We start from the raw sequence: 21,774 nt of genomic DNA on the forward strand, positions 1-21,774 counted from the left end.
CCACCATGAATTTATTACCCGCAAGGGAGCCGTATTTGTGCATGACAGGAGTTCAGGAACAATGAAGAGCATGATGCTGATCGCCAGCTTATTGCTGTTAAGTGCGTGCAACACCCCTTCGAGAATCGGCCTGCCCGATGATCGTGCGCAGATCGAGGCCAGTCAGGCGGCGGGCCGGGCGCTGGCCGGCAAGCCTTTGCCACCGGAGCGGATTCGTGCCGGCGACACGCTAAGGATCGTGCGCAACAGTGGCGAGGCGCCTTCTATTTCAGCGTTCACGGCCAACTCCATCTATGAGCTGACGCTGTTTCAGGTCCTCAACGACGGCACGTTCTCCTACCCGTACATCGGCACTGTCAAGGCTGCGGGCCTTACGCTGCCACAGCTCAACAGCCTGCTGGAAAGCAAACTGCAGAATGTCTACCGCGAGACGGCATTGACCATCAATATTTCCCAATCTCCGGGAAATACCGTGTTTGTGGGCGGTGCCGTGGTCAACTCGGTCACCCTGTCCACCAGCATCGCCACTAACCTGGAGCAGGCCATCGTCGGGGCCGGAGGCGTAGCGCTGGATGCGGATGCCGGTCAGGTCGCGTTACTGCGTCAGGAGGAAAACGGGCTCTACAAAACCTACCTCTTCGACTACAGCAAGCTCCTCTGGGCAGGCGCAGGAGGCCCCACGGCACCGGTGCTGTTGAAGCGTGGCGACATCGTGTTCGTTCCCAAATCATCGGTCGGCAACAAGGTTGACGGTGTTTCCCTGTATTTCAACCAGCTGATTCCCTTTGCGAAGTCGATCGGCCTTGGCTTGAACTACGAGCTGCGCAACAACAATTAATTGTCAGGGAAACAGACATGATCAACATCCGTTCATTCCGCGACTTGCTGCGCCTGTTCTTCATCTTCAAGCGCGAAGTCAAGATCACTGTGCTGGCGACCTTCGTCATCATTCTGCTGGGCGCGTTTCTGCTCCCGAACCGCTATGAGTCGACCGCGCTGTTGTTGGTCAAGCCCGGCCGTGACAGCAGCACCGTACCGATCGAGCTGTCCGACCGCCAGGCCATCGTGCTGCCCAGTAGCCTGCGCGATCCATTGCTGGATGAGGAGCGCATGCTGACCGGGCGACCGATCATGCGTGCCGTGTCCGAAAAATACCTGGCCGAACTGTCCATGGCCCAACCCGAAACCGGTGTGCTGGCATCGGTGAAGAATGGCCTCAAAACGGTCGTTGGCGGAATCGTCGAAGGCGTGCGCAGCGTTCTGCACTTCATCGGCCTGGTAGAAAAACGCTCGCAATCCGAGCGGCTGGCTGAAGACCTGGGGAAAAACTTCAAGGTGAGCCATGAGCCGGGTTCGTCGGTGATGGAACTGACTTTCACCTGGAACGACCCGAGTACCGCACAGACCGTGCTCAGGACATGGGTCGAGGAGTATCAGTTACAGCGCACCAAAACCCTGGGCCGGGTCAGCCTGTATGCGTTCTACGAGTCGGAAGTGAAAACCACCGCCGAGAACATCATCGAGTACAAGAAGCAGATTCAGAACTACCTTAACCAACTGAGCGCTGTCAGCATTTCCCAGCGCCTGGCAGACATATCGCAGGGGCTCAACGACCTGCGCACCGAGCGTAATAATACCGTTCGCTCGATCGCCTCGACCAAGGCAGGCCTGGACCTGCTTAAAAAACAACTGGCCGAGCAGCCCAAGACGGTTTCGGCCGGACGCGAGCTTGCGCTCAATCCCAATCGCCAGGACTTGCAGAACCGCATCAACGGCAAGGAAGTGGAACGCCAGGAAATGTTGCGCTCGTTCAAGGAACAGGCGCCGCCGATCCGTGCGGTCAATGAAGAAATCGTCAACCTGAAGAAACTGCTCAACGAACAGGATGCGACCGTCCAGCGCTCGGAAAGCATCACGCCCAATCCGATCTACAACCGCATGCAGAACGTGTATGCCGACCAGCAGACCAGTTACGCCCGCCTGCAGACCCAGTTTGCCCAGCAGAACGCACAGATTGCGCAACTGGAAAGTGACCGTCAGCAAGCATTGAACCTGGAGCCGGAGCTCTCTCGTCTGCAGAACGAACTGGATGCGTCAGAGAAAAGCTACGCGCTGTACAAGGACAGCCTGGAAAAGTCGCGTATCGACCGCGAACTGGACAACAGCCAAATCAGCAACATCGCGACCATCGAAGAGGCGACCTTCAATCCAAGCCGGGTGTTTCCGAAAAGCCTGCTGATGCTACTGTTGGCCATTCCCCTGAGCATGGTGGTGGGCGCTCTGGCGCTGTACTTCTTCTACCTGCTCGACCAGCGCATTCATGACGGCGACAAGATCGAAAGCAGCTTCGGCGTGCCTGTCTGGACCAGCCTGCCGGACTTGGAGCGGGCGCAGGAACGCAGTGCCGCCTTCACCTCCAACCTGCACCGGGTGTACGGCATTCTGCCGCTGGATCAGGTCGATGAGCGCGGGCTTACCATCGGTTTCACCTCGGTCAAATCCGGCGCGGGCGTGTCATTCGTGATCGAACGGCTGAGCACCCTGTTGACCGAACAGGGCCATCGGGTGCGCACCGAAGGTCGCGGTCCGGCCAGCCCGGGCGAAATCTTACTGATCAATGCCTCGGCACTGGCCGCCAATCAGGACGCCTTCGTGCTGCTGCGCAAAGCTGACCTGATCGTGCTGGTGGTGCGTGCTCAGGAAACCACCGTACCGATGCTCGAAGATACGTTGAACAACCTTAATACTGCTTTCAAGAAAGTCGACGGCATCATTGTCAATCGCCGCCGCTTCGAAGTGCCGGAGCGGGTCCTGAAGTTCCTGAAACGTATCGGGAGCCGAGTCTGATGCACATTGCCCTGCTGGCCCCGCTGCCACCTGAACAGAACGGTATCGCCGACTATGCCGGGCACCTTCGTCAGGCATTGGAAGGCCTCGGTGTGCAGATCAGCACGCCGCTGCAAGGGATCGGCAACGACCCTGGGGCGGCCGAACAGCGAGTGAGCGAAACCGACTGGAGCGGCATTGATCTGGTGCATGCCGAGCTGGGTGGCGGGCGGCTCGCAGAGTTTCAGGCGCTGCGCGCGTTGCGTCGGCGCTTTTCAAAGCTGCCATTGACCGCCACCATTCATGACCCCGAGCGGTTGGTCTGGCGCCGGGAAAAGCTGCCCTGGCCGCTGTCCATCGCCAGTGGCATGCGTTCGCCGCTGCCGGAAATCGCCACGGTGCTCGCCGATCCATTATGCCTGCACGAGGAACGGCAACTGGCCCGGCACATGACTCGCCTGATCACCCTGACCCAGGCCGGCAGTCGCAGCCTCAGGCAGCGCATGGGTCTCAAGCCAGAGCAAATGGTGGTGATCAACCACGGCAACGTCGCTATTGAACCCATGCCCCTGCCGCAGTTGAAACCGCTGCGTCTGCTGTACTTTGGCTTTATCTATCGCGGCAAGGGCATCGAAGACCTGCTCGATGCGCTGGCCAGCGTATTCACCGCTCAGCCAGCGCTGCGCTCGACCGTGCGCCTTACGCTCGCAGGCGGCAGCGAACCGGAAATGGCCTTCGGCCCGTCTGGCAGCTATCTGGAACAGTTGCGGTTGCACATTCGTCGGCTGGGCCTGACTGACCTCGTGGACTGGCAACTGGACTTGCCGGCCGAACAGATCCCGCAGGTGATTCAGGCACATCATGTGATGGTTTTGCCCTATCGTGAATCAAGCAAACTGAAGATTCTCGGCCAGTTGCGCGGCACCAGCGGCGCCCTGTCCTGGGCGGTTGCCTGTGGACGCGGCGTGATTACCTCGGACGCCCGGTCGTTTGCCGAAGAGGTCTCACACGGCAACGGCATGATCTACCCACAAGGCGACGTCGAGGGCCTGGCGAACGCACTGACGCACGTCTGCGCGACGCCGGATCTGGTGGTGCAATGGGCGGAAAAGGCGCTGGACATGGGTAAGTCCCGGGTCTGGAGCCACACCGCTGAACGTTTTCGGGATGTGTTCCTACAGGCCTGCGAGGTGAAATGACATGCAACGTTCGTCCAGATTCCGACAGACCCTCACCGCAACGCTGATGACCGCGATGCTGAGCTGCGCGGTTCAGGCAGCGACCGTCCTGAAAGCGCCTCGCGAGGTGGTCTGGAAGGATTTTCTGGGCGTTAACGTACAGTTCCAGTACTTTGCTCCGGACATCTATCAGCAGCAGATGAACCGTCTCGACGAATTGGGCCTGAACTGGGTGCGGCTGACCATCCACTGGCCGATCATCGAGCCCAGGAAGGATCAATACGCGCTGAAAGAGCTGGATGCTGCGATGGCGGCCATCAAGACCCGCCAGTACAACACGCTGGCGTATCTGGTCGGCTCGGCGCCCTTCGCCAGCAGCGCACCGGCCGACGCGGCGAGCCGCGATCAGTACCCGCCCAAGGACTTCAACGTCTTCGCCGCACGCATGACCGCCCTCGCCCAGCGCTATGCGCAGGTCGGCAACTGGCAGGTGTGGAACGAACCGAACATCATCTGGCTGCCCAAGGAAGATCCGGCAGGCTACGGTCGATTGCTGACCACTACCGCCGACGCGATTCGCGCTGTGCTGCCAGACAAGACCATCGTCACCGCTGGCATGGCCTATTACAGCCAGATGCACAGCACCTCGGGCTACATGTTGCAGACCCTGATCGACAACGGTCTTGGCAAACAGAATATCGTCGCCGCCTACCACCCGTACTCCGAGTACCCCGAAGGCGACTCGGTGCCCGACCGGGATTTTCTGGTGCGCACCAACGCCATGAACAACCTGCTGCACGGCAACGGCGTCACTCAGGTGTGGGCCACCGAATGGGGCTGGTCAAGCTACGCCGGGCCGGTGGAAATGCAGCACCTGATCGGCACCGACGGTCAAGCCGACTTCACGCTGCGACGCTTGGCACTGATGAGCGCGATGGACTTTCAGCGGATCTTTATTTTCAACCTCAGCGACCTCGATGAACGCGCCTCGGCCCGCGACCAGGGCTACGGCTTGCTTGATCTGCAAGCCAACCCGAAGCCGGTCTACACCGCATTACAAAACTTTTTGACCATCACTGGCCCACGTTTGCTGCCTGCCGATGCGCCTGCCGTGAACCGTGTGCCGGACGATCTGTATGCCGTGCCATGGAGCCGCGCCGACGGCACGCGCCTGCTGATGTTCTGGAGCGCCGCCGGCACCTCGCTGACCTTTCCGGACATCAAGGCCGCCGTATTGCATAACCCACTCACTGGCGGAAGTATCCCGCTGTCCGGCAGCGAGGGCATTACGTTGCTGCTCAAGCCGACGTTACAGATTCTGGAATGGAAACCCTGATTCATGCGAATTCTATGGACAATCCCCTACCTGCCCTGGCCAACCACCAGTGGCGGCAAGACCCGGGAATACCATTTGCTGCGCAACCTTGCAGCGCGCGGTCATCGCATCACCTTGCTGGTGCAGTCCAAAACGCCACTCGATGACAGTTGCCGCGCCGCGCTGGAGCCTTGGCTGGAACGCCTGATAGTGATCGACCGACGTCCGTTGCGCAGCCTGCGCACCCTGCTGGCCGTAGCCTTTGCACCGCCCCCCATGCTGGCCAGCGTCAATGGTTATGCGCCGCAACTGGAGCAGGTTTTCGAAGAGTTGCTTAAAGAAGACTGGGACATCATCCAGTTGCAGCACACCTATTTCTTCCAGCCTTTCGAGCGCGCCCTCAAGCGCTCGGGCACGCCGTTCGTGCTCACCGAGCACAACGTTGAATCAGACCTGGGTGCGGCCAGTTACGACCGCCTGCCAGGCTGGGCCGGTCTGTTCGCCGTATATGACCGCTGGCGTTACCGGCGCTGGGAAAAGCGCGTATTCAAACAGACCGGCGAGCTGATTGCAGTCACCGAAGACGACGCCAAGGCGCTCTCACGCCTGAGTGGCAGGGCGACGTCTTACGTGGTCAACAGTGTCGATTGCGGCCACTACGCCAGCGTTCATGCTGACCGCTGCAGCCAGCGTCTGCTGTTTATCGGCAACTACGAATACGGCCCCAATATCGATGCCATCGAGTGGGCGCTGGACGACATCATGCCCAAGGTCTGGGCGCAGGCGCCGGACGTGCGCTTTGCCATCGGCGGTTTCGGCATGCCCGAAACCTGGCGCGAGCGCTGGCCAGATCCGCGTATCGAATGGCTCGGCTTTGTTCCGGACCTGCGTGCCTTGCAGGCCACCGCCGCGATGTTTTTCGCGCCCTTGCGCCAAGGCGGAGGTTCCAAGCTCAAGACCCTGGAAGCCATGGCTGCCGGGCTGCCGGTGGTGACCACCGCGCAGGGTGTTTCCGGGCTCTTCGTTACCAACGGCGAGCATTATCTGGGCAGCGAAGAAGCCTCCGGGCTGGCTACGCTGATCGTCGAATACATCGATAAACCTGCCCGTCTCGATCAGATCGGTGAGGCGGGCCGCGTGTATGTGCGTGCCCGTCATGACTGGTCTGTTTCCGCCGCTCAACTGGAACTGATCTACACCCGTTTTTCGCTTCCCAAGCAAGGATCGCGCTCATGCGTATAGGACTTGATTACCGCGCTGCTGCCGGTTATCCCATCAGCGGCATCGGTCGCCAGAATTTCGCCCTTGAACGGGCTTTTCGCGCGCAGCCAGACGTCCAGTTGCAACTGTTTGGCGTGGCGCCTTATGACCATCCGGTGCGTCGCCTGATGCATGCGCCGCGCTGGGCAGCACCGCTGAACTCGGTGCATCGCCTGCCTGACCGGCTGCGCTTCGAGGGTGCTTACCTGCCGGAGGCGCTGCGCGATGCCGGGATCGAGCTTTACGTCGCCAACATCAATATGGGCCTGCCGCTGGGCCGCAAACCGGCCGGAATGCGCTACGTATTGCAATTGCATGATCTGTTTCAGCTCACCCAACAGAACAATCATGGGTCACGCCTGAAAGCCCGGGTCTACCGGTTGACCGATTACCTGTCGATTGCCTGGTCGTTGAAAGTGGCCGACCAGATCTGGACGCCGTCGCAATTCACCGCAGATGAAGCCGCACGCCTGTTCCCGCAGATCAAGCACAAGCTGCGCGTCATACCGTTGCTGGTGGAGAACTTCACAGGTGAACCGGCCGATATCAGCCAGTTGCGCCTGCCCCAGCGCTATTGGCTATGCGTGGGTACACGCGAGCCGCGCAAGAACATCAAATGGTTCGTCGATGCCTGGCAGACCGCGCGCATGCAGTTTGTCGACACACCAGAGCTGGTGCTGGTGGGCGGCGATGAACCGCTGACCGAAGCCCAACGGCAGTTGCCGGGCCTGCACGTGCTGACCGGCCTGAGCGACGCTGAGCTGCACGCGGTCTACCGCAATGCCGAGCGGCTTTGGCAGCCATCATGGTGCGAAGGCTTCGGTTTGCCGGTGATCGAGGCGCTCAATGCAGGGACACCGGTCGCCGTCGCAACGGGCTCGTCGCTGGATGAGGTCGCCCCTCCCGACAGTCCGCGTTTTTCGCCCACCGACAGCGGCAACCTGATTCGCCTCATGGGCACGTTGTCCCACGCACCTGAAGAAGATCCTGCCATCGCCCGCGACTGGACCGAGCGCTATCACCTGGATGCTTTTTGCAAACGCGTGCACGACGCGCTGGAGGAGTTGCGCTGATGCCGTTGGCCATGCCATTGGGGTTACTGTTCAGCCTGATGTTCGGCGTGATGATCTGGCTGTTGCCGGCACCGTTCGTGCTGATGGCCGCGGTCGGCCTCGCGGCGGCGGCCACGGTGATTCGTCGTCCGCTCTGGGGCCTGTTGCTGTTCTGCATGATCGGTACGTTTCTGCCCTACTCGACCGTGCAGATCGGCGTTCGCACCACGGTGTCCGAAGCGCTGATCATGCTGACGTGGGGCAGTTACCTGTTGCAGGCGATGTTTCAGGAGCAGGCCCGCGTGCCACAAATGCTGCGCACCGAGAAACTGCTGGTGGCGCTGATGCTGTTCAGTGCCTTCCCGTTTCTGGTCGGGCAACTGACTGTGGTCGCCGAAGGCAACGGACCGATCAACTGGGTTCGCTGGCTGTTCAACCTGTCGATCCTGTTTCTGGTCCCGAGGCTGCTGACCGACAGCAAAACCCTTGAAAACGTTATCCTGGCGATGCTCGGCGGGACCCTGCTGATGCTCCTGCTGTCGATTTCCATCTACGTCAGCAAAGGCTCGGCGACCGCCATCATCCCGATCCTTGGCAGCCTCGGGTACAGCGGCGCGGATACCCTCAGCGAAAGTCTGCGCTCGTTTTCCACCCGGATGGGCTCGCCGTGGATGCACCCCAACGTGGCAGGCGGCGCGCTGGCGATGCTGATACCACTGGCGTTCTGCTTCGGCATGACCCGTAGTGGCTCGGCGCGCAAACTGGGCCTGGTGGTAGCCGCGCTGGGGACCATCGGTCTATTGCTGACCGGCTCACGCGGTGCACTGGTGAGCCTGGTGGCGGTGATGCTGTGGATGGCCCGCCGACGTGTTCCACACTTCGGACGCTTGCTGATGGGCGGCATTGTGGCCGGTGTCTTGCTGTTGATGCTCTACCCGCCGCTGCAAGAGCGGCTGATGGGGCTGTTCGCCGATGACGACGTCAGCACTGCGATCCGCTTCCTGGAGTACAGCCACTTCCCGGACGCCATGGCCACGTTCCCGTTCGGCATCGGCTTCAAGACCGACCCGCCGGTAGCGGGCTATACGCAATTCGGTATCTCCAACCTATGGCTGAACTTCATCTACAAGATTGGCCTGCCCGGCATGTTGTTGTTCATCGCCGTGACGATCAGTTGGTGGAAGGAAGTACGCCCGGCACGCGGGCGAATCGTCCTGACCCGGGACAACGCCATTGCTCTGGGTTGCATGACAGGCGTGCTGGCTGCGCTGGTCAGCGGTCTGTTCGACCACTATTTCAGCTTTACCAGCGTGCTGGCCGCACTGTTCTGGCTGTTCATCGGCATCAGCCTGCACGAGACCAGACGCCTGCGCGCCATGGCCGCAAAAACCGATGCTGCAAAAACCAATAGACACTCCGTTGCACCACCCGAGCCGGAAGCCTCCGTATGAAACACCGCATGATGCACTCACACAACCTCAGAGAGGCACTGCCTGACTACGCACGCAAGATGGCCGTGCCGCTCGAAGAGCTGGAAGCAGCCTACCAGTGGATGCTGGACAACGAAGTGTGTTTCGAGACACGCATCAAGGAGCGCACGCTGTCGTTCATCTGCTACCTGAATATCGAGCCGCGGATCGAACACCCGCTGGCGCGGCGCTTCTACAAGCTGTTGGCCAGTGAAACCCTTGGCCAACTGATTCCCTTGTACGGGATCAACTGGCCGACCCTGCGCGACCGCATGCTGCGCGTCTGGGAGCAGGCCTATAACATCCTGATCTGCAAGATTCCGAGCCATACCCTGCGCCTGCTGTGGCTGCGCATGGGCGGAGCGAAGATCGGCAAGGGCTCGACGGTCTGGCGCAACACTGAAGTGCTGGGCGTCGACAGCCTGCGTATCGGCAATGACACCACCGTGGGCTGGCACTGTCAGCTGGATGCCCGGGGCGGGCTGGTGATCGGCGATCACGTCACTATTGCCTCGCACGTGCTCATTATCGCGGGTGGACACGACCTCAACGAGCCTGAATTCTGGGCCGTGGGCGGGCCGGTGTTCATTGGCGACTACGCCTGGATCTGCAGCCGTGCCCTACTCTCGTTTGGCGCCGACATCGGTGAAGGCGCGGTGGTCGGTGGCAACAGCGTGGTGTCCAAACGCGTCGCGCCCTACGCCATCGTCAGCGGCCCGAATGCCGAGGTCAAAGGCGAACGAGCCCGTAATCTCAACTACAAGGTGGGCGGCAAAGGCCTGTTCACCTTGTTCCACTGATCAGCGGCGCGCGCGATGCTGGGTTCGACACTTTGGCTGACACTGGCCACCCTCACCGGCCTGGCAGCCGGCTTTGCCCGTGAATGGCTGCTGGTCGCGGCCTGGGGGGCAGGCAGCCAGAGCGATGCGTTTCTGGTCTCTATGTTTTTGCCTGAGGCATTGCGCATGTCGCTGGCGGCGGGTTTGCTCAGTGCTGCCGCCTTGCCGTTGTATCAGCAGCGCTCTGCCGATCGGCAACAACGCTGGCTGGGCGGCATGGCTCCGCGCCTCCTTCTGACCGGCGTGGCCTTTAGTCTGTTGCTGGCAATGGGCGCTGACGGGCTGGTACGTCTGATCGGGCCAGGGCTTGACGCCGATGGCTATGCGCAGTCTGCCAGTGGTCTGCGCTGGCTGGCATGGAGCGCGCCGGGCTTCCTGCTGCATGCACTGTTCTGCGTGCCGTTGCAGGCCCGCTCGCGGTTTGTGCTGGCCGGCCTGGGTTCGCTGTTGTTCAACCTGCCGCCGGTGATCTACCTCGCCGTATTCGGCCACACCTCTACGTCGACTGGCCTGGCCAGCGCCTGCGTGCTGGGCAGCATATTGATGCCGGGCGTGTTGTTGCCAGCCATGTATCGCTCGGGCTGGCGACCCTGGCAATGGCAATCGGAGGCCGGTGCGGTGCGCGAGCTGTTGCAGCGTATCGGACCGTTGTTGAGCAGTAATCTGGCCAGTCAGGGCCTGGCGTTGCTTGAGCGAATGGTCGCTTCGTTGCTCGGTGAAGGCGCAGTGACCTGGGTCAACCTGGCGCGCAAGCTGATCAATCTGCCACTGATCGCTTTGATGAGCCTTAACCAGGTGTTGCTCGGGCTGATGAGCGGCAGCGCAGGCGATCAGCGCCTGTCGTTACTGAGGCGCGGGCTGGGCAGTGCCACCTTGCTGACCTTGCCAGCCGTCGCGGGTCTGATCGGTGCGGCGGGCGCGCTGGTCACCCTGCTGCTGCCCAACCAGAGCCACGATGGTCCGCTGCCGGGGCTGCTGGCCTGGTTTGCCGTACCGCTGATGTTCGGCGCATGGAATGCGTTGCTGGCGCGCTATGCCTACGCCGCCGGTGACACGCGTCTGCCGCTCAATTGTGAGCTGATCGGCAGTCTGTGCAATGCATTGCTGCTCGGGACATTGCCATGGGTGTTCGGCCTGACCGGCATCGCCATTGCAGCACTCGGCGGTGCACTGGTCACCGGCCTGCTGCTGATGCGCCGTCAGGCGCTGACGAGCGTGCTGCCGTGGCGCAGTCATTGGCTACTGGCCAGCCTGTTGATGATGATCGCCGCCCTGCTGCTGCATCCACTGCAAAACACCTGGCTGCAACTGGGGCTGAGTTGCGCTTACGGTGCGGCACTGCTGGTCGGGCTGGCGCTGTGGCTCAAGCCCTGGCGGAGCGTGTCCGTCTGATCGACGGCCTGGTGGCGACAGGTCTCCCGGAAACGCTCCAGACTCGGCGAGATGAACTTGTCGCGATGCCGAATCATGAAGAAGCGCCGATTCAGCGGCGGCAGCGGGCTGGCAAGCGTCTGCAGTTGCCCGCTTGCCAGCAGGTCAGCCACCACCCGGCGGGACAGGCAACTGATGCCGATGCCCTGCGCCAGGGTGCGCTTTATCGATTCGGAGCTGCCTATCTGGCGCATGTCTTTCAGGTCATGCAGATGCCTGAGCAGCAGGTGCTCGACTTCTTCACGGGTGCCTGAACCTGGCTCGCGCAACAGCCATTCCGCGTTCTGCAAATCACTCAGCGATACCTCCTTCTGGCGGGCCAGCGGATGAGTGCTGCCAGCAACAATGACCATCTCATCGACCCTCCACGGCTCGGCAATCAGTTCAGGCAGATGACAGGGCGCCTCGATCAGCCCCATGTCGATCTCGAACTGTGCAACCTTGCGAGCGATCAGCGCGCTGTTGCCGATGTCTATATCCACCCGCAGCAAGGGTGCCGAAGCGCGCAGGGCACCGACAATCGACGGCAACTCGTAATTGCCGATGGTGCTGCTACTGCCGATGCGCAAACGGGCATTCAACGCAGCGTCAGCCAATAGAAAGCTGTCTTCGATCTGCTGCGCGTTTTCCAACATTTGCATGGCGCGTGGCAATAAGGTCTGGCCGCTGTCATTGAGTACCAGGCGTTTGCCCACCCGATCGAACAGGCGAGTGCCCAGCGCGCTTTCAAGCTCGTTAAGCGCTGCACTGGTCGCCGACTGGGACAGCGCCAGCGCGTTGCCTGCACTGGTGGTACTGCCAAAGCGGGTGATCGAACAGAAAATTTGTAGCTGACGCAGATTGAGCCTCAAGGGTGAGCTCCATGGTATCTACCTGAAAATCAGGTAACAAAGAACGAGATTACCCGTTTAGAGAATTCATTGTCGATCCTTACACTGCTGACAGCTTCCACCGCCGCCAGCAGGAGAACTTCATGAGTAGCTTCGCCACCGTAATGACACGCAATGCGCCCTTCGCCGCCCTGGCAAGCCCGCGCGAAGCCATTCGTCAATTCACGCCCAACTGGTTCGCGGTCACCATGGGCACCGGCATATTGTCGCTGGCACTCGTACAACTGCCAGGGAATCTGGCCTTTTTGCGCGACGCAGGTGAGGCGCTGTGGTTTCTGAATATCGCGCTGTTCATTCTGTTCAGCGTGATGTACGCGAGCCGCTGGATATTGTTCTTCGACGAAGCCCGGCAGATATTTGGTCATTCAACGGTTTCGATGTTCTTCGGCACCATCCCGATGGGGCTGGCTACCCTCATCAACGGCCTGCTGGTATTCGGGTCGGCGCGCTGGGGCGATGCCGTGGTGCCGGTTGCCGAAGCCTTGTGGTGGCTGGATGTGGCGATGGCCATGGCGTGCGGTGTGCTGATCCCGTTCATGATGTTCACCCGTCAGGAACACAGCATCGAAAAGATGACCGCTGTCTGGCTGCTGCCCGTGGTCGCAGCGGAAGTCGCCGCTGCTTGTGGAGGATCGCTGACAACGCACCTTGCCGCTGCCGACTCGCAGTTCACCGTGCTGATCACCAGTTATGTGCTGTGGGCCTATTCGGTGCCGGTGGCGCTGAGCATTCTGGTGATCCTGCTGTTGCGCCTGGCCTTGCACAAACTGCCGCACGAAAGCATGGCGGCGTCTAGCTGGCTGGCCCTTGGGCCGATTGGTACGGGCGCATTGGGCATGCTGGTGATGGGCAGCGACGCCCCGGCGATCTTTGCCGCGCATGGGCTGGCGTCAGTCGGCAGCGTGGCGGCAGGCATCGGCGTGGTGGTCGGTCTACTTTTCTGGGGGCTGGGCCTGTGGTGGATGGCGCTGGCCGTGCTGATCACTGCGCGTTATTTCAGACAGGGCCTGACATTCAATCTGGGCTGGTGGGCGTTTACCTTTCCGCTCGGTGTGTACGCGCTGGCAACCCTCAAGCTCGGCGCTACCTTGCAACTGGGTTTCTTCGATATCTTCGGCATGGGGCTGGTCGTGCTGCTGGCGGTGATGTGGTCGATCGTGGCGGTGCATACCGTTGCGGGTGCGTGGCGGGGTCATTTGTTCGTCTCGCCCTGTATCGCTGCGCGAGTGTCCGCCGGTCGGTCAATCGCCTTGAACTAAGTTAAAGGGCGAGGCGCCTGAGATAGACACCTTCCGGACAGAGAGTATTCATGCATACCTCAGCACTTCCCGACAATTACGGCGCCCGTGACCAGAACATCGTCATCAATTCCTACACCACCGTGCTGCGCAGGAATGGCGTCCCGCACGAGCTGTTCGCCACTTACTGGCGCGACGTTCACGGCCCGCTTTGCGCAAGGCTTCCCGGCCTGGGCTGGTATGTACAGCATCACCTGACCCGGGAAAAGGATGCTCATCAGTGGCCGATCATCGAAGGTGTCAAACCTTTGCCGGGTTACGTGCTGGATGGCGGCGTGGAAATCGGTTTTCTGTCGGCCGAAGATCAGAAGCAGTTCAAGGATGCCAGCTCACTGCTGTTTTCTGACGAGCAGAACATGTTCGAGGAAACCATTGCCTACGACGTGCTGGATGGCTCAAGCACGCTGGTGGATCGCCTGCCTGACCCGATCCCCAATGAATCGGCCACGCAGGACAAGATGCACCTGCACGTGCACCTCGCCAGCGATAACCTGCCTGCCGCCCGCGAAGCGGTTGCAAAACTCGCTCGCGACATAGCCGCTTCCGATGCCGTGCTCAAGCTGCGCCTGCACCTCGCGGAGCCTTACGACAATGCCCAGCCAGCCCCCCCTGCGCCAGACGTTAATCATGAAATCGAAGCATCCCGTCTGCATGTGGTCATGATGGAGCTGGTCTTCGAATCGGCCTGGACGCGCAGAACCTGGTATGCAAGCGAACAGTTCAAGATGATCACCAAAGGCATCAGCGAGCATGTACGCTACATAACGCCGTTTGGTGTCAGCGGTGTCTACACCTATGTGCGGGATGCGATCATGACCACCGCAGGGATACGCGGTAGCCGCCAGGCCGAGTTGATCCATCAAATAGGCGCAATCAACCAGACCCGCCCCGAGATCGAAAGCCTGTTTGGGGCGCAATCCCGGGGCTGACACGCGCTTGCCAGCCTGACGTGCGCATTCATTGACGCCGCGCAGGACCCGGGGCGTTTCCTGATCAAAGAACAGAAAGCAGGGTGAAGTCCATGAAAACGCTGACAACTCGTGAGGTGTACCAGCAACTGCGAGATGCAGCGATGGGCACACGGCCGTTACGGCGTGTCGGCCAGACTTCGCAAAACGGACTGCAAAATGTCGACATCGACGGCTGGCTGTTGACGCTCGAAGTCATCGAGAACAGCCCGAACCGCTGCCTGCACTGTCTCTGCCCGGATGGTCGGGAAGGCTCGTTCGAAAGCTGGTTGCGCACCGACCCGGTCAGCTTGCTGAGTGGCTGGGAAGATGCGCAGATCGAGCGCTTGCTGGGTGAGGCTGCTGAATCAGACACTGAGCTACAGGGAGCCGGGCGTCTGTAGGTGCGATCGGGGCGGCGATCAGCATTGTTCGCGAAGTCGTCGTCTCGGGCAGTTTATTCGAGCTATGGAGCAACGTCACCACGCCCCTGAAATTCCGCTCCACAGCCGCCCTCATTTTGGCTAGACTCAATCGATTGCTGAATCGTTTAACTTTACGTTTGAACGAACTCTGCAAAAACCATAATTCCAATAATTTCTGAAGGACCTCCGCCATGAAATCCCTTCCCCTGCTCGTAGGCCTCGGCGCATTGACTGCCGCTTCCAGTGTTTTCGCCTGGGATTACGTGCTGCTCGACACCGACAAGGCTGCGCAGAATCAGCAGATCACCAGCCAGCAATTGGGCGTCAAGACAGATAAGCCGTTCACCGTCACCTTGCGCACGTTGCACGGTGGTCGGCAGGAAGGCGTGAGCATTATCGACATCGATAATGGCACGATGAAGCTGTCGGTGGTGCCGACCCGCGGCATGAACGTATTGCAGGCGTCGGTTGGCGATGTGCGCATGGGCTGGGATTCGCCAGTCAAGGACGTGGTCAACCCGGCGTTCATCGAACTCAACGGGCGCGGCGGGCTGGGCTGGCTGGAGGGTTTCAATGAGCTGGTTGCCCGCTGTGGCTACGAATGGGTCGGCCATCCGGGCATGGACAACGGTGAGTTGCTGACGCTGCACGGTCGCGCCGCCAACATTCCGGCCAGCAAGGTGACGCTGCAGATCGACGAAAAACCGCCTTATGCGATTCGCCTCAAGGGTGAACTGAAAGAGCAGGCGTTCAAGAAAGTCGACTTCTCGGTGCAGACCGAACTGGTCACCGAGCCTGGCAGCACGAGTTTCTCGCTCAACGATACGCTGACCAACAATGGCGACTATCCGAAGGAATACCAGGCGCTCTACCACAGCAATTTCAGCACACCGTTCCTGGAGCAAGGTGCGCGCTTCGAGGCACCGGTCAAGCAGGTGTCGCCGTTCAACGAGAACGCCAAGGCTGATCTGGGCGACTGGCAGACCTACCGCGCACCGACCCCGGATTATGACGAGACGGTCTACAACATCGTGCCGTATGGCGATGCCAAAGGTGAGACGCTGACTGTGTTGCACAATAAGGCTGGCAGTCTGGGTGTGTCCGTCGGTTTCAATACGAAACAATTGCCGGTGTTCTCGCTGTGGAAAAACACTGACACCAAAGGCCAGGGTTACGTGACCGGGCTGGAGCCAGGCACCAGCTTCTCCTATAACCGCCGCTTCCAGCGCCCGCTGAATCTGGTGCCGACCATTGCGCCGAAAGAGCAACGTCAGTTCCAGATCAGCTACAGCCTGCTGGCTGACAAAGGTGCGGTCGACAAGGCTCTTGGGCAGATCAAGACCATTCAGGACGGGCGCGAGACCGAAGTCCGCAAAGAACCGCTGGTCGACCTGACCAAAGAGCAATAAGGGTTATCTGAGGTTTTTCAGCAACGTTTCCAACGCAAGGCCGGGGTTTGACGTAAGCGATTACGTCGAAATCCGGCCTTGATTCGTTCAGGCTGAAAAATTTACCCAACACTTGCGACTCTCGCCTGTCTACACCCTCTCAACCCTTCAAAGACGAGCATGAATATGAAAATCCTGATGGTTTTGACTTCCCATGACCAACTGGGCGACACCGGCAAGAAAACCGGTTTCTGGCTCGAAGAGTTTGCAGCACCGTACTACGTGTTCAAGGATGCCGGTGCTGAGGTCACGCTGGTTTCGCCTGCTGGCGGTCAACCGCCGCTTGACCCGAAAAGTGATGAACCTGACGCACAGACGCCTGAAACCGAGCGTTTCGCCAAAGATACCGATGCCCAGAAAGTGCTGGCCACTACTGGTCGCCTGGCTGACGTCAACGCTGCCGATTTCGATGCTGTGTTCTATCCGGGCGGTCACGGCCCGCTGTGGGACTTGGCCGAAGACAAGCACTCGATTGCCCTGATCGAAGCCTTCGCGGCGGCAGACAAGCCACACGGTCTGGTGTGCCATGCACCCGGCGTGCTGCGTAAAGTCAAAGCGCAGAATGGCGAGCCACTGGTCAAAGGCCGACGCGTCACTGGCTTTACCAACAGCGAAGAAGAAGCCGTCGGCCTGACCGATGTCGTGCCTTTTCTCGTCGAAGACGCTCTGAAAGACCTGGGCGGCGATTACTCCAAGGGCGATGACTGGAGCGTTCACGTATTGACCGACGGCAAGCTGGTCACCGGGCAGAATCCGGCCAGCTCTGCGCAGGCGGCCAAGGACGTGCTGACCTTGCTCGGCTGATGCGGTTTGCGCGGCTCGGTGCCTGGAAATACTGCACCGGACCGCGCGTCATATAAATCGAATCTTGCTGATCCACTACAGCCCAATATCCAGATAGCCCATCACTCTGGAGAACAGTCATGAAAGATGAATCCCAACGCGAAGACCTCGATCACAAGCCGGAAAACGCTGGCAAAGTAGGAGAGAAGAACAAAGCGCTCAATCAGCAGGGCGAACAGACGCGGCCTGCTACCTCCCCCGACCCGCAGAAAGACAAGTCCTGACAGGCTCGAAAAACGGCGTTCAGCGCATTGGCACGAGAGTCAGTCAGAATGTGTACAGCGGCGAGCGCCTGGCACGACTCAGAGCAGACCGCGCTCTGCACACACCTTGACGATCTGCTCACGCAGCCAGGCGCTGGCCTCCTCCTGGTCAGCCTGCCCGCTCCAGACCATGTCCAGACTGAAACCCGGCAAGTCCGGCGGCAGTTCGAAAACCGAAATCCAAGGCTCATTGCCCAGCAGCGTCTGGATACGTCGTGGCAACACAAGCATGAAATCAGTGCCTTCCAGCAACTGCAACGCCGAGCGGTAACTGTTGGCGCGCGCGACGATTTCGCGCTCCAGCCCTTGGCGCTGCAACCAGCCGTCGACCATGTTGCTGTCGGAGGTCCATGGCGTAGGGTACACATGACGTCGCCCGACGAAGGTCGCCGTATCAATCAGCGAATGCTGTGGTGCGGATCGCGTGTCCATGACACAGACCAGGTCATCTTCCAGCAGTACCTGAGACAACAGGCTGTCAGGTATACGATGAAAACCCGGACCAAAACACAAGGCGAGATCGACGCGACCATCGTTCAATTGTTCGACTGGCAATTGCCTGTCCAGCTTCTGCACATTGACCGTGACCGAGAAGCCCGCCGCCACAAAATCGCGCATCAGGTGCGGCAACACCAACAGCTCGAAGTACTCTGGCGCACAGACGTTGAAGGTGGTTTGCTTGCGGGTGGGATCGAATAGCTTCAGGCCTTCATGGCACAGATTGACGGTCCGCAGGATCTGCTGCACATGATCGTGCATGGCCAGCGCCTTGCGGGTCGGGCGCATGCCGTTGCGGGTGCTGATGAACAGGTCATCTTCGAAATTGGCGCGCAGCTTTTTCAGGCAGTAACTGACCGTCGACTGGCTAACGTGCAGCGCATCCGCGACCAGGGTCAGGTTGCGTTGCTCATACACCGAGACAAAGACCATCAGGTCTTGCATGTCGAGCTTTCTCAGGGCATTACTGTTGAGCATCGAGGCATCTCGCTAGCGCTGCGATCGGACGATCAGGTCTGCGCGTGCAAGATAGCATCAAAATACAATCATGCAGCCCCATCGCCAACGATTTCCAGCCTGCTACGGGTGCCACGCAGATGGCGATCATAATGCCGTGGGTCCAGTCGAACTACCATCAGCAGCATGATTGCGACCAGCGCCATGAGCGAACACCACGCTCCAGCGAAGCTGCCAGTAAGATCCCGGATCACCCCGGCAAGCAACGGCGACAGGCTGGCGATCAGGTAACCGACCCCTTGTACAAACGCAGTCAGGCTGCCTGCCTGCTGTGGATCGTCGATATGATCCATAGACACGATGAGGCTCATCGGGAACAGACCGCCTATACCTAATCCCAGCAGACTGGCCCATAGCAGGCTCAATTGTTGCGGCATCAGAATCAACCCGGCGAAACCGATCATCATCAGAACCAGCAGTACGCCCAGCGCAATACGCTTGTCGCGGCTGCGGTTCGCCAGCGCTGGCACCAGCAGGCCCGAGATGACTTCCATCAGCGTCAGAAAACCCAGCAACAGTCCGGCCCCCTGCTCACTCCAGCCATGTTCCAGATAATAGGGCGCCAGCCAGGCCAGCACGCAGGTATAGGAAGCGGTGCCAAGCCCGAAGAAAACACCCAGCGTCCAGGCCCGAGGCATGTGCGAAAATGCTTGCCGCTGTGGCACTTCGCTCGACTTTTCAGTCTGGGACAAAAGCTGCTGCTGGCCCCACCAGAAGCACAGCGCCAATAGCGCCAACACGGACCACACGGCCAGCGCGAAATGCCAACTGCCACTGCGCGACAGAATCAGCGGGCTGAAGGACGCAGCGATGGCTGCACCCCCCATGATTGCGGTCACGTAAAGTCCCATGCACAGCGAGACATTGGCCTTGAAGCGCGACTTGATCAGAGCGGGCATCAAGGCTTGGATCATGGCAATGCCCAGACCTGCCAGCACAGCGCTGATGATCAGCTGTGCGACGGACTCGACAAAAAGGCGCGCCAGAGTGGCAAGGCCGATCAGTCCCAACGAAAGTATTATGCTGCGATGCGAGCCCAAACGGCGGGCAACGCTCATGCCGAAAAACATCGCCAGCCCCATGGCCATGACCGGCAGCATGGTCAGCAGCGAAGCCGTCCCGAAGCCCAATGGCAAATCCTCGCGAATCGCCGACAGTAATGGACCGATTGCAGCCATCGATGGGCGCAGGTTCAACGCCAGCAATACCACACTGACCATCAACCCTATGTTTTGCATTGTCAAACCACGCACTTGCATGCCGTTACCTTCGCTGTAAAGGTCACGATTAGGCAGGATGTGCTGGTTGGCGACAAATCAAAATATGAGCCGGGCTATCAAGAAATCAGTCCAGTTCCGTTAACAGCAGCTTTCAGGCGTTCTGGCGATTGCAACTGCAAGACGTAGCCTTGTCGTCGCGCTGTGCATCGGGCTCAATGGCCTCATCGACACCCAGCCACCAGGTCATGCCGCGACACGGGAATTGCACATAGAACGGCTGCCCCATCATCGGCGTGGTGATCGATACATTCTGTTCCCAGGCCAGTGCCAGAATCCGGTCGAACGGCTCGTGCCAGGCATGCATCGCGAGGTCGAATGTACCGTTGTGGATCGGCAGCAACCAGCGGCCGCGCAGGTCCAGGTGCGCCTGCAAGGTCTCCTCAGGCTGCATGTGTACCTGCGGCCATTCGACGTTGTAGGCGCCGGTTTCCATCAGGGTCAGATCGAACGGCCCGTACTGCTCGCCAATGGTCTTGAAACCGTCGAAGTAACCGGTGTCACCACTGAAAAAGATGCGCTGATCAGCGTCGATCATCACCCAGGACGCCCACAAGGTGCGGTTGCTGTCGAGCAACGTGCGACCGGAGAAATGCTGGGATGGCGTGGCGATAAACTCGATGCCTTCAACCTCGGTAGACTGCCACCAGTCGAGTTGTCGGACCTTGTGCGCAGGCACGCCCCACTCGATCAGCGTGTCGCCCACGCCCAGCGGCGCCAGGAAGTGCTCGGTCTTGTCGGTCAGGGCCTTGATCGCCATGCGGTCCAGGTGATCGTAATGGTTGTGCGAAAGAATCACCCCGGTAATCGGCGGCAGGTCTTCCAGGCTGATCGGCGGCTGGTGAAAGCGCTGCGGCCCCGCCCACTGCACGGGCGAGGCACGCTCGGCAAATACCGGGTCGGTGATCCAGAAGCGGTTGCGCAGCTTGAGCAGCACCGTCGAGTGCCCAAGGCGATATACCGTGTTATTCGGTGCCGCGAGCAATTGCTGGCGCGACAGCGGCTGTACCGGAATCTCGCCTGCCGGGCGCGTGTCCTTGGGTTTGTTGAATGTCTGATCCCAGAAAATACCGAGCGTGCGGAAAAAGCCCAGCGGTTTCACGGGCGCATGATTGCGGTAGCGCCCCTCGTGCCGAGACAGGACAGGCAGTGCAGAGACATCCTTTTTCTGGTGGGTCGAGGCCATGATTTGCTGACTCCTGAGGACAGGTTAAGGCTCCAGCTGTGCATACTTTGTACGTGAATCCCGTTGCAGGACGTCCGATGGAAAATATGTAACAGTGTTTTACACTACACGGTGTAGTTTTAAGCTTGCATGATCCTTGGCGACAAGTAAACTGCCGAGTGTAACTTTCTCTAAACGCACGTTTGAAGCGAACCTATGACCGCACCGATGCGCCTTACCGATCAGAAACGCGAAGCCATTGTTCTGGCAGCCATTGCCGAGTTCGGTGATCGTGGCTTCGAGATCACCAGTATGGACCGCATTGCGGCGCGAGCCGAGGTTTCGAAGCGGACGGTCTATAACCATTTCCCGAGCAAGGAAGAGCTGTTCGCGGAAATGCTCCAGCGCCTGTGGAGCTGCGCCCCGCCACAATCGGAAGTGAGTTATCACACTGAAACCGGGCTGCGCGAGCAATTGCGCGACTTGCTGTGGGGCAAGATGCGTAACCTCACCAACAGCAGCTTCGTTGATCTGGCCCGGGTCGTGGTCGGTGCCACCATCCACTCGCCCGAGCGCGCGCAGGTGTGGATGGCGCGCATCAACGAACGCGAAGAAACGTTCAGCGCCTGGATTCGCGCCGCGCAGAAAGATGGTCGTCTGAAGCCTGTCGATCCGGGCTTTGCCGCGACGCAAATGCACGCGCTGCTCAAGTCATTTGCATTCTGGCCGCAGGTGACCTTCAACGCACCATTGCTCACCCCCGAAGAGCAGAGCAACGTGGTGGAGTCGACCCTGAACATGTTCCTCGGCTGGTATGAAGTCACCCGCTGACAC

Annotated in this window: 20 protein-coding genes; 16 read left to right on the top strand and 4 right to left on the bottom strand. The window is 60.0% G+C overall.

From position 1 onward, the window contains the following. Positions 1-61: 61 nt before the first annotated feature. The 9 genes from N018_RS16200 to N018_RS16240 are packed head-to-tail and all read left to right on the top strand — an operon-like array spanning position 62 to position 11,331. Positions 62-838 carry a polysaccharide biosynthesis/export family protein gene (locus N018_RS16200; protein ID WP_024644051.1) on the top strand — a complete coding sequence of 259 codons (777 nt, stop codon included), beginning with the start codon at positions 62-64 and terminating at the stop codon, positions 836-838. Between the two features lie 17 nt (positions 839-855). After that, on the top strand, positions 856-2,847 hold the full coding sequence (locus N018_RS16205) for a GumC family protein (protein WP_024644050.1): 1,992 nt from the start codon (positions 856-858) through the stop codon (positions 2,845-2,847). Continuing rightward, positions 2,847-4,025 (top strand): glycosyltransferase, encoded by a 1,179-nt coding sequence (locus tag N018_RS16210; protein ID WP_025390208.1) that lies wholly within the window; start codon positions 2,847-2,849, stop codon positions 4,023-4,025. The genes N018_RS16205 and N018_RS16210 overlap by 1 nt, the downstream gene beginning before the upstream one ends. Position 4,026: 1 nt before the next feature. After that, the gene (locus tag N018_RS16215) at positions 4,027-5,340 is read left to right on the top strand and encodes a cellulase family glycosylhydrolase (protein WP_025390209.1); all 1,314 of its coding nucleotides are present in this window, start codon (positions 4,027-4,029) and stop codon (positions 5,338-5,340) included. A gap of 3 nt (positions 5,341-5,343) precedes the next feature. Next, positions 5,344-6,561 carry a glycosyltransferase family 4 protein gene (locus tag N018_RS16220; RefSeq protein ID WP_025390210.1) on the top strand — a complete coding sequence of 406 codons (1,218 nt, stop codon included), beginning with the start codon at positions 5,344-5,346 and terminating at the stop codon, positions 6,559-6,561. After that, positions 6,552-7,652 (top strand): glycosyltransferase family 4 protein, encoded by a 1,101-nt coding sequence (locus N018_RS16225; protein WP_025390211.1) that lies wholly within the window; start codon positions 6,552-6,554, stop codon positions 7,650-7,652. Before N018_RS16220 ends, N018_RS16225 begins: the two co-directional genes overlap by 10 nt. Next, positions 7,652-9,082 carry an O-antigen ligase family protein gene (locus N018_RS16230; RefSeq protein WP_025390212.1) on the top strand — a complete coding sequence of 477 codons (1,431 nt, stop codon included), beginning with the start codon at positions 7,652-7,654 and terminating at the stop codon, positions 9,080-9,082. Before N018_RS16225 ends, N018_RS16230 begins: the two co-directional genes overlap by 1 nt. Then, positions 9,079-9,900 carry an acyltransferase gene (locus tag N018_RS16235; RefSeq protein WP_025390213.1) on the top strand — a complete coding sequence of 274 codons (822 nt, stop codon included), beginning with the start codon at positions 9,079-9,081 and terminating at the stop codon, positions 9,898-9,900. The genes N018_RS16230 and N018_RS16235 overlap by 4 nt, the downstream gene beginning before the upstream one ends. A 15-nt stretch (positions 9,901-9,915) precedes the next feature. Next, positions 9,916-11,331, top strand: coding sequence for a lipid II flippase MurJ (locus tag N018_RS16240; RefSeq protein WP_025390214.1), 1,416 nt, complete (start codon positions 9,916-9,918; stop codon positions 11,329-11,331). Here N018_RS16240 and N018_RS16245 read toward each other — a convergent pair. Beyond that, complete coding sequence (locus N018_RS16245) at positions 11,265-12,221, bottom strand: LysR family transcriptional regulator (RefSeq protein ID WP_025390215.1); 957 nt, start codon at positions 12,219-12,221, stop codon at positions 11,265-11,267. The genes N018_RS16240 and N018_RS16245 overlap by 67 nt on opposite strands. 122 nt (positions 12,222-12,343) lie before the next feature. Here N018_RS16245 and N018_RS16250 point away from each other — a divergent pair, with 122 nt between their 5' ends. The 6 genes from N018_RS16250 (at position 12,344) to N018_RS16275 (ending at position 17,445) form a co-directional block, all read left to right on the top strand. Beyond that, a complete protein-coding gene (locus N018_RS16250) occupies positions 12,344-13,519 on the top strand; it encodes a TDT family transporter (protein ID WP_025390216.1) in 1,176 nt (391 codons plus the stop codon). A gap of 50 nt (positions 13,520-13,569) precedes the next feature. Continuing rightward, positions 13,570-14,487, top strand: coding sequence for an EthD domain-containing protein (locus tag N018_RS16255; RefSeq protein ID WP_025390217.1), 918 nt, complete (start codon positions 13,570-13,572; stop codon positions 14,485-14,487). Positions 14,488-14,579: 92 nt separating this feature from the next. After that, positions 14,580-14,909 (top strand): DUF7693 family protein, encoded by a 330-nt coding sequence (locus tag N018_RS16260; RefSeq protein ID WP_025390218.1) that lies wholly within the window; start codon positions 14,580-14,582, stop codon positions 14,907-14,909. A 212-nt stretch (positions 14,910-15,121) separates the two neighbouring features. Further along, positions 15,122-16,339 carry an aldose 1-epimerase family protein gene (locus N018_RS16265; RefSeq protein WP_024644038.1) on the top strand — a complete coding sequence of 406 codons (1,218 nt, stop codon included), beginning with the start codon at positions 15,122-15,124 and terminating at the stop codon, positions 16,337-16,339. A gap of 165 nt (positions 16,340-16,504) precedes the next feature. Beyond that, positions 16,505-17,182, top strand: coding sequence for a type 1 glutamine amidotransferase domain-containing protein (locus N018_RS16270; protein WP_024644037.1), 678 nt, complete (start codon positions 16,505-16,507; stop codon positions 17,180-17,182). A 119-nt stretch (positions 17,183-17,301) separates the two neighbouring features. Continuing rightward, positions 17,302-17,445 (top strand): hypothetical protein, encoded by a 144-nt coding sequence (locus tag N018_RS16275; RefSeq protein ID WP_032632454.1) that lies wholly within the window; start codon positions 17,302-17,304, stop codon positions 17,443-17,445. Positions 17,446-17,523: 78 nt separating this feature from the next. Here N018_RS16275 and N018_RS16280 read toward each other — a convergent pair whose 3' ends face one another. The 3 genes from N018_RS16280 to N018_RS16290 all read right to left on the bottom strand — a co-directional run bounded on the left by N018_RS16280 (position 17,524) and on the right by N018_RS16290 (position 20,961). Further along, complete coding sequence (locus tag N018_RS16280; protein ID WP_024644036.1) at positions 17,524-18,459, bottom strand: LysR family transcriptional regulator; 936 nt, start codon at positions 18,457-18,459, stop codon at positions 17,524-17,526. Positions 18,460-18,527: 68 nt separating this feature from the next. Next, entirely contained in the window at positions 18,528-19,757 is a 1,230-nt protein-coding gene (locus tag N018_RS16285) for a cyanate transporter (RefSeq protein WP_025390219.1), read from the bottom strand. A gap of 112 nt (positions 19,758-19,869) precedes the next feature. After that, positions 19,870-20,961, bottom strand: coding sequence for an MBL fold metallo-hydrolase (locus N018_RS16290; protein ID WP_024644034.1), 1,092 nt, complete (start codon positions 20,959-20,961; stop codon positions 19,870-19,872). Between the two features lie 195 nt (positions 20,962-21,156). Between N018_RS16290 and N018_RS16295 the strand changes: the two genes are divergently transcribed. Further along, complete coding sequence (locus N018_RS16295; protein WP_024644033.1) at positions 21,157-21,771, top strand: TetR/AcrR family transcriptional regulator; 615 nt, start codon at positions 21,157-21,159, stop codon at positions 21,769-21,771. Positions 21,772-21,774: the final 3 nt, after the last annotated feature.

It is taken from the genome of Pseudomonas syringae CC1557, from assembly GCF_000452705.1.
Lineage (GTDB): Bacteria > Pseudomonadota > Gammaproteobacteria > Pseudomonadales > Pseudomonadaceae > Aquipseudomonas > Aquipseudomonas syringae_F.

Bases quoted from the DNA above. Each gene is read 5' to 3' on its own strand.
- N018_RS16290 (WP_024644034.1), bottom strand. From the start codon at position 20,961: ATGGCCTCGACCCACCAGAAAAAGGATGTCTCTGCACTGCCTGTCCTG.
- N018_RS16275 (WP_032632454.1), top strand. From the start codon at position 17,302: ATGAAAGATGAATCCCAACGCGAAGACCTCGATCACAAGCCGGAAAAC.
- N018_RS16205 (WP_024644050.1), top strand. From the start codon at position 856: ATGATCAACATCCGTTCATTCCGCGACTTGCTGCGCCTGTTCTTCATC.
- N018_RS16270 (WP_024644037.1), top strand. From the start codon at position 16,505: ATGAAAATCCTGATGGTTTTGACTTCCCATGACCAACTGGGCGACACC.
- N018_RS16215 (WP_025390209.1), top strand. From the start codon at position 4,027: ATGCAACGTTCGTCCAGATTCCGACAGACCCTCACCGCAACGCTGATG.
- N018_RS16250 (WP_025390216.1), top strand. From the start codon at position 12,344: ATGAGTAGCTTCGCCACCGTAATGACACGCAATGCGCCCTTCGCCGCC.
- N018_RS16220 (WP_025390210.1), top strand. From the start codon at position 5,344: ATGCGAATTCTATGGACAATCCCCTACCTGCCCTGGCCAACCACCAGT.
- N018_RS16210 (WP_025390208.1), top strand. From the start codon at position 2,847: ATGCACATTGCCCTGCTGGCCCCGCTGCCACCTGAACAGAACGGTATC.
- N018_RS16255 (WP_025390217.1), top strand. From the start codon at position 13,570: ATGCATACCTCAGCACTTCCCGACAATTACGGCGCCCGTGACCAGAAC.
- N018_RS16230 (WP_025390212.1), top strand. From the start codon at position 7,652: ATGCCGTTGGCCATGCCATTGGGGTTACTGTTCAGCCTGATGTTCGGC.
- N018_RS16265 (WP_024644038.1), top strand. From the start codon at position 15,122: ATGAAATCCCTTCCCCTGCTCGTAGGCCTCGGCGCATTGACTGCCGCT.
- N018_RS16200 (WP_024644051.1), top strand. From the start codon at position 62: ATGAAGAGCATGATGCTGATCGCCAGCTTATTGCTGTTAAGTGCGTGC.
- N018_RS16280 (WP_024644036.1), bottom strand. From the start codon at position 18,459: ATGCTCAACAGTAATGCCCTGAGAAAGCTCGACATGCAAGACCTGATG.
- N018_RS16285 (WP_025390219.1), bottom strand. From the start codon at position 19,757: ATGCAAGTGCGTGGTTTGACAATGCAAAACATAGGGTTGATGGTCAGT.
- N018_RS16225 (WP_025390211.1), top strand. From the start codon at position 6,552: ATGCGTATAGGACTTGATTACCGCGCTGCTGCCGGTTATCCCATCAGC.
- N018_RS16260 (WP_025390218.1), top strand. From the start codon at position 14,580: ATGAAAACGCTGACAACTCGTGAGGTGTACCAGCAACTGCGAGATGCA.
- N018_RS16295 (WP_024644033.1), top strand. From the start codon at position 21,157: ATGACCGCACCGATGCGCCTTACCGATCAGAAACGCGAAGCCATTGTT.
- N018_RS16235 (WP_025390213.1), top strand. From the start codon at position 9,079: ATGAAACACCGCATGATGCACTCACACAACCTCAGAGAGGCACTGCCT.
- N018_RS16240 (WP_025390214.1), top strand. From the start codon at position 9,916: ATGCTGGGTTCGACACTTTGGCTGACACTGGCCACCCTCACCGGCCTG.